This is a genomic window from Rhizobium sp. AC27/96 (genome assembly GCF_001692325.1).
Classification (GTDB): domain Bacteria; phylum Pseudomonadota; class Alphaproteobacteria; order Rhizobiales; family Rhizobiaceae; genus Rhizobium.
The window spans coordinates 35115-47120 of the sequence record NZ_LXKN01000031.1 but is presented as its reverse complement, the minus strand read 5'-3'; the positions used below and the strand labels follow the sequence as shown (position 1 = coordinate 47120).

10 protein-coding genes and 1 pseudogene are annotated in these 12006 nt (G+C 59.2%); 2 read left to right on the top strand and 9 right to left on the bottom strand.

The features are described from left to right. Nucleotides 1-486: pseudogene (locus A6U86_RS21720) on the top strand (DDE-type integrase/transposase/recombinase); the annotation flags it as partial. A gap of 369 nt (nt 487-855) precedes the next feature. On the opposite strand, the gene A6U86_RS35915 reads toward A6U86_RS21720, so the two are convergent. Next, on the bottom strand, nt 856-2775 hold the full coding sequence (locus A6U86_RS35915) for an alpha/beta fold hydrolase (RefSeq protein ID WP_234906487.1): 1920 nt from the start codon (nt 2773-2775) through the stop codon (nt 856-858). A gap of 253 nt (nt 2776-3028) precedes the next feature. Between A6U86_RS35915 and hisD (A6U86_RS21705) the strand changes: the two genes are divergently transcribed. Then, a complete protein-coding gene (gene hisD, locus A6U86_RS21705; RefSeq protein ID WP_068395113.1) occupies nt 3029-4324 on the top strand; it encodes a histidinol dehydrogenase in 1296 nt (431 codons plus the stop codon). Between the two features lie 42 nt (nt 4325-4366). Here hisD (A6U86_RS21705) and A6U86_RS21700 read toward each other — a convergent pair whose 3' ends face one another. From A6U86_RS21700 to A6U86_RS21665, 8 genes are all read right to left on the bottom strand, one after another. Next, nucleotides 4367-5743, bottom strand: a complete 1377-nt coding sequence (locus A6U86_RS21700; protein ID WP_083196937.1) for an amidase — start codon at nt 5741-5743, stop codon at nt 4367-4369. Then, nucleotides 5740-5931: a hypothetical protein gene (locus A6U86_RS21695; RefSeq protein ID WP_068395111.1), complete on the bottom strand. Its 192-nt coding sequence runs from the start codon at nt 5929-5931 to the stop codon at nt 5740-5742. Before A6U86_RS21695 ends, A6U86_RS21700 begins: the two co-directional genes overlap by 4 nt. 12 nt (nt 5932-5943) lie before the next feature. Then, the gene (locus A6U86_RS21690; RefSeq protein ID WP_068395109.1) at nt 5944-6639 is read right to left on the bottom strand and encodes an RraA family protein; all 696 of its coding nucleotides are present in this window, start codon (nt 6637-6639) and stop codon (nt 5944-5946) included. 100 nt (nt 6640-6739) lie between these two features. Further along, the gene (locus A6U86_RS21685; RefSeq protein WP_068395107.1) at nt 6740-7711 is read right to left on the bottom strand and encodes a cupin domain-containing protein; all 972 of its coding nucleotides are present in this window, start codon (nt 7709-7711) and stop codon (nt 6740-6742) included. Between the two features lie 71 nt (nt 7712-7782). Beyond that, the gene (locus A6U86_RS21680) at nt 7783-8811 is read right to left on the bottom strand and encodes a LacI family DNA-binding transcriptional regulator (RefSeq protein WP_068395135.1); all 1029 of its coding nucleotides are present in this window, start codon (nt 8809-8811) and stop codon (nt 7783-7785) included. Next, a complete protein-coding gene (locus A6U86_RS21675; RefSeq protein ID WP_068395105.1) occupies nt 8811-9575 on the bottom strand; it encodes an SDR family NAD(P)-dependent oxidoreductase in 765 nt (254 codons plus the stop codon). Before A6U86_RS21675 ends, A6U86_RS21680 begins: the two co-directional genes overlap by 1 nt. After that, a complete protein-coding gene (hisD, locus tag A6U86_RS21670) occupies nt 9575-10885 on the bottom strand; it encodes a histidinol dehydrogenase (RefSeq protein WP_068395103.1) in 1311 nt (436 codons plus the stop codon). Before hisD (A6U86_RS21670) ends, A6U86_RS21675 begins: the two co-directional genes overlap by 1 nt. A gap of 56 nt (nt 10886-10941) precedes the next feature. Continuing rightward, nucleotides 10942-12006, bottom strand: coding sequence for an ABC transporter ATP-binding protein (locus A6U86_RS21665; protein WP_068395101.1), 1065 nt, complete (start codon nt 12004-12006; stop codon nt 10942-10944).

Genomic DNA, 12006 nt, shown 5'->3' with positions numbered 1-12006 from the left:
AGAACAAGAACTTGACCACACCAACAGAACCGAAACATACATAAAAGGCGGGTCAAATCTCGGTGGAAATACCGGGTCAGTTCCTACCGGAAATCAACACGCAAAGCTTTGAATGGCCTGAAGGACTGGGAAAAGCCAACTGTCATCAACACCGACAAGGCGCCCACCTGTGGCATTGCGATCTCGGAACTGAAGGCCGATGGCAAATGTCCAAAAGAGCTCGTGCACCGGCAGGTCAAATATCTGAACAACGTTGTTGAAGCTGATTATGGCAAGCTCAGACAGCTGATCAAGCCAGTAAGAGGTTTCAAGACGTTAAAGACGGCATATGCGACGATCAAGGGGTTCGAGGTCATGCGGGCCTTACGCAAGGGGCAGGCACCAACTTTCAATCTGATTGGTGACATTCGCGGAGAGGCCCGCATCGTTGAACGCGCTTTCGACATTAGGCCCTCCGCGCTCACCGAGGTGATGGCAATGCTCTAGCAGAATCTCGACGCCAAATCCGCGTGACGGACGCGTAGCAAGGGCTCTTCACAGCCAGTCGGAATTCTTGCAAGAGAGCCCTTTAACTCGCGGCATGATCAGAGAGGGTTTCATTCTCTGGTCATGGAAAATTGCTAGAAGCAGACAATGATTCAACTGAAAAATACACATCGAGTTGCGTATTTTTCACGCATCGTCGCCCTTATTGTTGAGCTCCAAATGGAAATTAAACCCTTTGCCATTTGGTGATAACACGCGAAAGGTCAAAAGTGGTAAAGCACTTCATAGCTTTATCTCCACTTAGTAGCATCAGCACCAAACAAAAATTCAGGTAAAATCGTAGTGAATTCAACAGGTAGCGTACGATGACTAACTGAGTGTGTTGGAAACACTAGCTAATGCGACCAGCTTTACCTGCACCAACAATGAAAGCTCATCATATACATTCCACTCGTCCACGATCCTGCCGTCCTTGTAATGATAGTGAGTCATACCCATCACTTGCACGCGTGCGCCAGTGGGTTCGCCTAGTTCCTGGAGAATGCCATAGCCCAAATGGTGACCTTCCATTAGCCACCGGACAGCTACTTTGACGCCGCCTTCCTCGCAAACATTCGAGCAGATATGTTGCACCATATAGGCCGCATCCGGAATTGATCCAATTAGCCCGAGATGCTGGTGGGTCACTGCAGCAATGCCATAGAGCTCTTTCATCAACGGGCCATGATACTGGCAGTTTGGAGCATAGATGTCCTTGATTTTTCCGAACATCCGCTTGTTGAACACTTCATGCAGCCATTGCAGCGTCTGGGCCTCGATATCATTATGGGCGATAGAAATGTCTGCCTCGGCTTCGGGTGGATACTGACCCAGCAAGCGGCGGTTCTCTCCGATATCGAGCGACAGGAGTCCCTTATCGAATGAAGACTTCGCAAGCTTTTCGGCAAAGGCATTCGGGTCGAGGCCGAGTTGCTTGATGATTGCCATTGTGTCGGCCACAACCCATTCGCGGTAGATCTTGTTGCGGTGGATCATGCAATCGGCGATCGTTCGCGACACAAATGTTCGACCGGTGGGCTGCCCATAATGCCCGTATTGCGTATGTCGCCCTGAGCCCGTCACGAGGTGGGACGTATAGAACCCTTCAACATCATTACCGCGCCAGAGCACTTGGGTCGCCATGCCCCGTCGCTCGGGTAATGATACGAGCCGCTGAATCGTATCGCGCACCACGTCTTCACGGTTATAGATCGTGCCGAGCGTACCGTAGAGAACGCAATTATGGGTGTAGTGTGAGTAGATTAGGCCGATATCACGCTCATCCCAGATCCGATGCGTGCAGCGCACGATGTAATCGACGATGTCTGTGTAGATGGCGTCGAATCCATCCAGTGATTGCCCACGAGGTCGGTCGACGGGTGCAAGTTCGGTATAGTCCCGGCGCTCGACCTGGAGCACCTGCTCGGTCGGCTCCTCGTGCTGCACCGCAGACTTCGCTCCCTTGCTTTTATCCTCGCTCACGACATTTCCTTCCATTCGATTTTGTAGAGGTTGCGATAAGGTGCCCGAAATGGCTGCAAGCCAGCGTCCGATATGGAGCGCAACAGCCTCGGGATTTTCAAGCGGTGCAAAATGGCCGGCATCTTGGATGAGATGGAGCTCAGCACCTGGAATGCCGCTGGCGATCTCATCCTGCGCGTCGAGCGGGCATACCTGCTCATGCACGCCGGCCAGGACCAGAGTTGGTTGCGTAATGACAGAAAGCCGCGGCCGGCTGTCCTGCCGATGGATAGCGACTTCTGTCTGCTCGGATAATCGGTCCGGCCCGCAATTACGGGCCATGGAAAGGATGGTTCCGCGCAGACCCATATTATCGGCATTGACCGGCGCCACCAGCCTCGGCCATGCATCAAGTATATAGCCGTCCATGCCGTTTTCGCGGGCATTCGCGACTGTTTTGCGACGGACAGATGCATTTGTCGGCGGGTCCGGCCGCGGCGTGGTATCCATCAAAATAAGCCCGGCGATGCGCTGCGGCTGTCGGGCGATCATTTCGAGCGCGCAGATACCGCCCAGCGAAAAGCCGGCCAGCAGGAACAATGGCGGTGCGGCAGCGAGGATCGCATCGGCGAGATCCGGCATGGTCTGCGCGCCGCCCATGTCGCCAATGACGATCGGGTAGTCGCCAAGCCTTTCGATAACCGGTGCAAAGACCCGATCGTCGCAGGCGGTGCCCGGCAAAAGCAGGAGTGGCGGTCGCAGGTCGTTCGTCATCGGGAAAGCTGTCATCCAGGTATTCCAAGGGATCTTGCACATCGCCATCATAGGCCCTTGCCCGCCCGAAAGAGTGGAAAAAAGAGATTGTGACGCCGTGTCGAAAAAAGACTGGCAGATTTTGAATACGTATGCAATAGCATTTGTGCTCGATTATTCGAACGCCTCAAGCACGTTTTCGCGGAGAAACCTTGCGGTTTCGACGACGGGGAATTGTGCCCGAAGCGTGCGGTCGAGGAGGAAATCAGGCTCAGTGGAGAGACATGCCATGACCATCAAGGACACGCCGATGAAGGGCGTCAGTTACGTGAAGGCACCCGAACGCGACTCGATTGGCGACAGCGCATCCGTGGAAGAACTGGTTGCACAGATTATCGCCGATGTGCGCAAGCGCGGTGATGCGGCCGTCCGGGAATATTCGAGCAAGTTCGACAAGGCTGAGCTTGCCGCTTTCGAAGTGACGCCGCAGGAAAGAGAGGAGGCCTTGGCTGAACTCGATCCGCAAACACGTGCCGATACGGAATTCGCCATCGCCAATGTTCGCAAGTTCGCCGAAGCGCAACTATCCACTATCCTTCCGCTGGAAATAGAGTTGCGCCCTGGGCTGCATCTCGGTCATCGGGTAATTCCGATCGAACGGGTCGGCTGCTATGTGCCCGGGGGGCGCTATCCCCTGCTCTCCGCACCGATCATGACCATCGTGCCAGCCAAGGTCGCGGGTTGCGACGAGGTCATTGCCTGCCTGCCACCGAATGCACACAAGGCAATGATCGCCGGCTGCCATCTTTCGGGTGCAGACCGCATCTTCCGTATCGGCGGCGCCCAGGCGATAGCGGCGATGGCTTACGGCACCGAGACGGTGCCGGCGGTGGATAAGATTGTCGGCCCCGGCAACGCCTTCGTCAACGAGGCCAAGCGCCAGGTCTTCGGCCCCGTCGGCATCGACCAGTTGGCGGGGCCCTCCGAGATTTTCGTCGTCGCCGACAAAAGCGGCGATGCCGTCATGATCGCCACCGACCTGCTCGCCCAGGCGGAGCATGACGTGCGCACCCGCGTCGGACTGATTACCACCGACCGTGCGCTCGCCGAGGCGACCCTGAAGGAGGTCGAACGCCAGTTGCAGGACCTCTCGACGGCGGCCGTTGCCGGGCAGGCCTGGCGCGATTATGGCGAGATCACCGTCTGCGATGACGAGGCCGCGATGATCGCCTATTCGGACCACGTTGCGGCTGAACATCTGCAGATCCACACCGTAGATGCGCAGGCAATGGGGAAGAAGCTTCGCAATTACGGTTCGCTCTTCATCGGCGAACTTGCGAGCGTCGTTTATTCCGACAAGTGCTGCGGCACCAATCACACCCTGCCGACGATGGGCGCCGGACGGTACACCGGCGGTCTCTGGGTGGGTGCCTACGTCAAGATCGCCACCCATCAGTGGCTGGACGAACGCGGCGTTGCAGCCGTGGCCCCGCCTGCCGCACGCCAGAGCGCCAGCGAGAGCCTCGAAGGTCATCGCCGTGCCGCGCAGCTTCGGCTCGACAGACTGCAGAAAGCTTCATCTTGAGATCCTCGGCCGCTCGCCTCGCGGGCGGCCGCTTTTAGCCTTTTAGGGCCGCGGTGGTTGGATAGCAGCGAAATCGGTGGCCTGCTCATAGGCATGGCCGATTTGGCAAAGGGTAGCCTCATCCCCTGCCCTGCAGACGAGTTGCAGACCGAGCGGCAAGCCATTGTAGAAGCCACAGGGAACCGACAGGGCCGGATGGCCCGTCACGTTGAAGGCGATGGTGCGCATCGGCGTCCACCGTGCCGCCTCGCCGGCAAAGTCAGCAAAAGAGATTGCCGCCGTCAACGTGGTCGCGGTCAGTATTGCATCGAACTGCGAGAACACGGTGCGATCAAGCCGCGCCCGCAGCCGCGACGCAGCTCGATGAGCACGGGCAAGATCGTCGGCCGTCAGGCAAAGGCCGGACGCGATGTTCTGGAAGACCTTGCGGCTATAGCGGTCACCCGATACGGCCAACTGCCGGCGGTGCATCTCGAAAGCCTCGGCATGGATGATAACCGCGCCGGCATCCTCGAAATCCACCGCGGCCGGCAATACCACCTCCTCGATCCTCGCCCCCAGTAGTGAGAGCATGGAGGCTGCCGTGTCGACGGCTTCGAAAAGCGCCGGCAAGGTTTCTGGGTCATCGGCGAACCAGCCGCGGGCGTAACCGATGCGCAAACCGGCCAGAGACTGGCCGAGCCTTGAGGCCGCTGCCATTCCCATCCCGTCGTCGGGATCAGCGATGGCGTCGAAGGTCAGGGCCGCTTCAGCAACAGAAGCACTGATGATACCGACATGATCCAGGCTCGGCGACAACGGAAAGACCCCTTTTGTCGAGATGCGCCCATAGGTCGGCTTCAATCCGACGACGCCGCAATAGGAGGCGGGACTTCGCACGGAGCCGCCGGTATCCGAACCGATCGTCGTGCGCACCAGGCCGCCGGCCACCGCCGCGGCCGAACCCGATGACGAGCCACCGGTGCAGCGGCTCACATCCCAAGGATTGGCGGCGGGAGGAAAGGAACGGTCGAAAACCGGACCGACCATGGCAAATTCATAGGTCTCTAACTTGCCGATCAGGACAGCGCCGGCAGCCTTCAGTCGACGCACGACATCCGCGTCTTCGGCCGGGATATGGCCGGCATGGACATCCGAGCCATAGGTGGTTGGCATGCCGGCTGTATCGAACAGATCCTTGATTGCGATGGGGATACCATGGAACGGCCCCCAATCCTCACCCCGCCTAAGGGCCTCATCCGCCTGCGTCGCCTGGACAAGTGCACCCTCGGCGTCGACGTGCAGAAAAGCATGATAGACGCCATCGCGCGCGGCAATGCGATCGAGATGCGCCTGCGTCAAGGCGACGGAGGATAACGTGCCTTTACGCAGCCGCGCCGCAGCTTCTGTGATCATCAGGTCGGTTGCGTTTGCCATCATCGGCGGCTCGGCCCCGGCAACTTTTTTTCTTCGGCGGCGATCCGATCGAGGCGCTGTGCCGCATCATGAAGATGCTGTGCACCGGCCAGGATGGAAGCTTCCCGTTCGGCTGCGATCTCGATGGCGTGCTCCCGCGCCCGTGTCCGGACAACCGCAAGCGTCGGCCGTGCTGTTTTAGGATGTGCCATGGCGTGCTCCAGTCAGGTGCGGGCAGCCTCGAAGCAGGCCCAAGCCTCTTCGAACTTTGCGAGATCGAAGCCTTGCTGTCGAGCGGGATCAAGGATCAAACGTTCCGTGGCCTGCAGCTTCCCGATTGATGCAGCAAGCACCGGAATGATCTCCGGTGGCACCACGACGGCCCCGTGGCGATCCGCATGCACGAGGTCGCCCGGCGCAACAGTCATGCCGAAAATCGTGACCGGAACATCGATTGCCTCCACGCGCACAAAGGCGTGGCTCGGCCCGATCGAACCGGCAATCATCGGGAAATCAGCCGGGACATCGCCGAGGTCACGCATCACGCCATTGGTCAGCACGCCGGAAAGGCCGAGCCCTTGATGCACGGTGGCATTGATTTCACCCCAGAAAGCGCCGACGCAATGCGGAAAATCGACATCCTCGATCGCGGCGACCGATGGCAAATCACCACCCGCCATATGCCGATAATAGTCACGGCGGCGCGTCTTGATGACGGCAGGATCTTCAGTGGACGGAACCGCGGCCGCGATCTTGGCGGTACGGGCATAGCCGACGATCGAGGGTGCCGTCGGAGCCGAGCAGACTACCGTCCCGCGGGTAAAGGCGTTGAAGCCGCGCTTGCCCTGCGCCACCTCGATCGCATTGCAGACGGTGGGCGTATCGACCTTGCGCAGCAGGGTGAGAAGAGCGTCGTCCAAGGTATTCTCCTCCGATGCGTCAGGCTCCGGCCGGTTGTACCGGACTGAAGCCTGTTGAATGATTGAAAGCGCAGCGGTGTTTGCCGCCGCGCCAGATGCTTCAACCGCGCCAGGTCAGGCCGGCCTTTTCGCCTGTGGCGACAACACGGTAGAGACTGGCCTCTCCGGTCATCGAGGGCACGAGGCTATGCTTGAGGCCTGGCGGAACGGCGCAGGTATCACCCGGCGCCAGCACGGATTCTCCGCCCTCCCAGGCAAGCTTCCAATGGCCACGCATGACCATCAAAACTTCATGACGCTCATTGACATAGGCTGTTTCCGGGATGGACCCGCGGGTGAGCAGCTCGACCTCGAAGCCGGGCTTGTCGCGCAAGAGCGCATTCTCGCCGATCACCTTGGCGGGCGCCTTTTGCGCGAGCGCCATCAGGTCCCAGTAGCGGGCGACATAATCACGAACGACCTCTGTCACCGGGGTCTCCGGGAAGGCTTTCAGCTCTTCTTCCGTCAGCACACGCATCGGCTTGATGCCGCTGGGTAATGTTTGGCCCTTCTTGCTATCGTAGAGCTTGCCATTCTCGCCGAGCACAAGGCCATGGTCCTTGGCATCCTCGATCACCTGCGGCGCCCAGATGACACCACCGCCAGCGTCGTCACCGCCGAGAATGGCCATGATCATCCCATAGTCCGTGCCGATGTTCTCGAAGCCGCGGAAGATACCCGTGGGGATATTGATGATGTCTCCTTCTTCGAGCACGACTTCGCCGGCATTGCCCCAACGGCCCCAGAAGAAGCGCCACTGGCCCTTGAGCACGAAGAAAACCTCGGCCGTGCGGTGCGAATGCAGCGAGTTGCGGCATTTCGGCGGCTGGCCGGCTGCCCCGATGTTGAAGCCTGGCGTGTCCTTGATGTGGACGTGCTGGTCGGCGCTTTCGGAGACGCCGCCGCCGATAATCGTGAAGTTTTCCTTGCTGTTCGAGCCCGGGGTGTGGGCATCGATGAAGGCAGTGCGGCACGGCTTCAATTCGCCGTAGCGAACAATCCGTCTTTCCATTTCCGTCTGGGAGATCTGCATTTTTCAGCCTTTCATACGTATGCAAAATGGGTTGCGGCCATGGTTTCACCGTCCCCTCCGGGACGCTGTGGCTAGCGTGTCTCTGCTGTCGGAGTTGTTTGGCGGGTAGAGCCTCGTATGATCAGGGCGCCATCAAGGACGACGCGCCGCGCGGCACCGTCACCCTCCCTGATGCTTTGCATGAGCGTGGCCACCGTCTCGGCAACCATGTCATCGACATTCTGGCGGATAGTCGTCAGATTATAGGCCGGCCAACGTGCCGGGGGCACATCGTCGAAACCAACGACCGAGACGTCGTCGGGTATCCGAAGCCCAAGTTCGAAGCGCAGCACGTCCATGACAGCAAACGCCATGTGATCGTTGCAGACGAAGATGGCGTCGGGAATTTCCGATCCGGCAAACATGCTTCGTGCTGCAGCCTGTGCTTCCTCGTAACGGAAATTGCCGACCCCGCGCGAAAAAAGCGCGAGACCTGCTGCTTCCAGTCCCTCGCGAAACCCCTGCTCGCGGTCGCGCTGCGTCGAGGCTCCCTCAAAACCGGCTATATAACTGCACCGCTTATGACCAAGAGACACAAGCAGATCAGCCAGCTGGCGGCCGCCGGCGCGGTTATCCGAAGTCACGGCGGAAAGCCTGATATCGTCCTGCAAACGGTTGAACAACACGATCGGCACACCGGAAGCATGGCAGCGCGCCGCTAGCTCGGACGACATATTGGCCGATGCCAGCACGATACCGTCCACCTGATAATCGAGGATCTCCTGGGTGATCTGGTCGACATTTTCGGACGCAATCGAGGAGATGAAGACGAGCACGTGATAGCCTTGATCCTGAAGTGCCTTCGACAGGCGCTCCACGACTTCCGGGTAGAAGTAATTTTCCAGGTAGGCAACGACAAGACCAATGATGCGGCTGCGTCCGGTGATCAGTGAACGGGCGAGCACGTTTGGCCGGTAGCCGAGCTGCTCGGCCGCCTCCCTGATCTTGTCCGCAGTCTTCTTGGAGACCGAAGTTCCCGGCGTAAAATAGCGCGAGACCGCAGATTGGCTTACGCCTGCCAGACGTGCAACATCGTTCGAAGTGATCTTGTCGTTTGCCATCAGTCCGCCGTCCATCCCCCGTCGACCATCAACGCGGTTCCCGTCACCATTGCCGAGGCACCGCCGGCAAGATAGGTGACGGCAGCCATAATGTCTTCCACGCGACCGACCCGCCCAAGCTTGATTTTCTCCGTTATCCACTGAACCCTTTCGGGCTGGGAGAAGGTCTGCTCGGTCAGCGGCGTGCGGATGAAGGTGGGGCAGATCGTGTTCACACGGATGCCCTTCGGCCCCCACTCTATCGCCATCGATTTGGTAAAACCTTCAACGGCGTGCTTCGTGGCACTATAGACGGCCCGGTCGATGCCCCCGACATGGGCCATCTGAGAGGAGAGATTGATCAGCGAACCAGCTTGGCCGGCGTCTATCAGCCCTCTTGCAACGGCGCGGGTCAGGAAATAGGCACCGCGCACATTGAGAGAGAAGACAGCGTCGAAATCAGCAGGGGTGGTGTCGAGGGCGGGACTATGCCGGGCTATACCGGCGCTGTTGACCAACACCTGAAATGGCCCTTGAGCGGCGATCGCGGCCTCCGTCGCTTCGACATCGGCAATATCGAGCACCATGGCTTCCGCCGAGAACCCCTCAGCCCGGAGTGCTTCGGTCGCCTCGGAAAGCTTTCCTGCGGAACGCGCCGACAACACCACATGTGCACCCGCCTCCGCCAAGGCAACCGCGCAGCCGAAACCGATGCCGGAGGACGCACCCGCGACCAGCGCGCGTTTGCCGTCGAGACGGAAGGAGGGCGTGCGAGGAAGGTCCATCAGACGGCCGCTCCGCCATAGGGGATGTTCCGTCCGCCATAGCGGCGTACCCGAACATTCGCCTGCTCGGCATGGCCGATAAAGCCTTCCAGAAGGCACAGGCGAGAGCAATAAGCACCAATCTCCGCAGCTGCCTCGTCCGTCAGCACCCTCTGGTAGGAATGTGTCTTCAGGAACTTGCCGACCCAAAGGCCTCCGGTGTAGCGGCCGGCCTTCCTGGTCGGCAGGGTGTGATTGGTGCCGATGACTTTGTCACCGTTGGCAACATTGGTGCGCGGCCCGAGAAACAGTGCGCCGTAGGAATGCATATTTTCCAGGAACCAGTCGTCACGATCCGTCATGACCTGAACATGCTCGGAGGCGATGTCGTTGGCGACATCCAGCATCTCCTCATAGGTGTCGCAGAGAATGATCTCGCCATAATCGCACCAGGAGGCGGTTGCAGTCTCCGTGGTCGGGATGATCGCAAGCAGGCGGTCGATCTCGGCCAGCGTTTGTCTTGCCAGCCTCTCCGAATTCGTAACCAGGACGGCCGGAGAATTGTAGCCATGTTCGGCCTGGCCTATCAGATCCGTGGCACACATCTCTGCATCCACGGTTTCATCGGCGATCACCATCGTCTCGGTAGGGCCGGCAAACAGATCGATGCCGACCCTGCCGTAAAGTTGGCGCTTGGCTTCGGCGACGAAGGCATTGCCTGGGCCGACGAGCATGTCGACCGGTTTGATTGTCTCGGTGCCGAGCGCCATCGCGCCAACGGCCTGCATGCCGCCCAATACGTAGATTTCATGGGCGCCAGCCTTGTGCATTGCTGCGACAATTGCCGGATGTGGTTCGCCCTTCTGTGGCGGGGCAGACGCGACAATCCGCGGAACGCCGGCGACAGATGCCGTCAGCACCGACATGTGGGCCGAGGCCACCATCGGAAACTTGCCGCCGGGCACGTAGCAACCCACCGACTGCACCGGAATATTGCGGTGGCCGAGGATGACACCCGGGATCGTCTCCACTTCGATATCGGTCATCGAAGCGCGCTGAGCTTCGGCAAACCGGCGGATCTGCATTTGCGCGAAATCGATGTCGGCCATATCGCGGGCCGAGACCTTAGACATTGCCGCCTCGATTTCCGATTGACTCAGCTTGAACGATGGTGGGGAAAACTTGTCGAACTTCTCCGAAAGCTCGCGAACAGCCAGGTCACCTCTGGCTTCGATATCCTTGAGCGTCGCTTCCACAATCGCACGGACCTTTGCATCGTCCTCGGACCGCTGCGCTTCGGGTTTGCCGCGCTTGAGATAAGTGACTGTCATGATGTTTCTTCCCTTGATATCTGCCGATACGTGACGTCGCATGCCGATCGTGAATCTTAGTTGCCGGGTGTCCGCGTGATCCGCTCGCCAGTCTCGGCATCGAACAGGTGACAGATCGAAGCCGGAATCGCGGCATGAACGACGTCGCCGATCTCGGCGCGATATTCCTTGCCGGATTTGATGGAAACGAGCTGGTCGCCAATCCTGAAGCTTGCCATGGTCGCCTCACCAAGAAGCTCCATCGAATAGACTTCGGCGCCCAGTTCACCACCTTCGGAAACGAGCGAGGCATCCTCTGCCCGAAACCCGAGCGTCACCGGTCCTTTCACATTTGGCTGCAGACCGCCGATGGTGATATTCGGTCCGCAAAAGATGCCGTTCTCGATAATACCGGGAACAAGGTTCATCGCCGGCGAACCGATGAACGAGGCAACAAAGGTGTTAGCGGGGTTGTCATAGATCTCCGTCGGCGTACCGACCTGTTGGATGATGCCCTTGTTCATCACAACGACACGATCTGCCAGTGTCATCGCCTCGATCTGGTCATGCGTGACATAGATCGTCGTCACCTTGAGCGTATGCTGCAGGTTCTTGATCTGGGCGCGGGTCGAAACACGCAGCTTGGCGTCGAGGTTGGACAGCGGCTCATCCATCAGGAAGACCGACGGCTGGCGAACGATCGCGCGTCCCAGCGCTACGCGCTGACGCTGACCGCCCGAAAGAGCCGCGGGACGGCGCTCCAGGAAATCCACGAGTTCGACCATACGCGCCGCCTGCATGACTTTCTCGTGGTGTAGCTCTTTGGGAACCTTGCGCACGCGTAGCGGAAAGCGGATGTTTTCGTAGACCGTCATGTTCGGGTAGAGACCGTAGCTCTGAAACACCATCGAGATGTCGCGATCCTTCGGCTCCAGCTTGTTGACCATGCGATCGCCGAGCCAGATCTCACCCTCGCTGGTGTCCTCAAGGCCCGCGATCATGCGCATCGTCGTCGTCTTGCCGCAGCCGGACGGCCCGAGCAGCACCAGAAACTCCTGGTCCGCAATGTCGAGATTGAAGTTGTCGACCCCGACGAAATTGTGCCAACGCTTCGAAATGTTCTTCAGGCGGATTTCAGCCAT

Coding starts and splice junctions, on each gene's coding strand:
- A6U86_RS21680 (WP_068395135.1), bottom strand. CDS start 8,811: ATGGCAAACGACAAGATCACTTCGAACGATGTTGCACGTCTGGCAGGC.
- hisD (WP_068395103.1), bottom strand. CDS start 10,885: ATGACAGTCACTTATCTCAAGCGCGGCAAACCCGAAGCGCAGCGGTCC.
- A6U86_RS21700 (WP_083196937.1), bottom strand. CDS start 5,743: ATGATGGCAAACGCAACCGACCTGATGATCACAGAAGCTGCGGCGCGG.
- A6U86_RS35915 (WP_234906487.1), bottom strand. CDS start 2,775: ATGACAGCTTTCCCGATGACGAACGACCTGCGACCGCCACTCCTGCTT.
- A6U86_RS21665 (WP_068395101.1), bottom strand. CDS start 12,006: ATGGCTGAAATCCGCCTGAAGAACATTTCGAAGCGTTGGCACAATTTC.
- A6U86_RS21675 (WP_068395105.1), bottom strand. CDS start 9,575: ATGGACCTTCCTCGCACGCCCTCCTTCCGTCTCGACGGCAAACGCGCG.
- A6U86_RS21695 (WP_068395111.1), bottom strand. CDS start 5,931: ATGGCACATCCTAAAACAGCACGGCCGACGCTTGCGGTTGTCCGGACA.
- A6U86_RS21685 (WP_068395107.1), bottom strand. CDS start 7,711: ATGCAGATCTCCCAGACGGAAATGGAAAGACGGATTGTTCGCTACGGC.
- hisD (WP_068395113.1), top strand. CDS start 3,029: ATGACCATCAAGGACACGCCGATGAAGGGCGTCAGTTACGTGAAGGCA.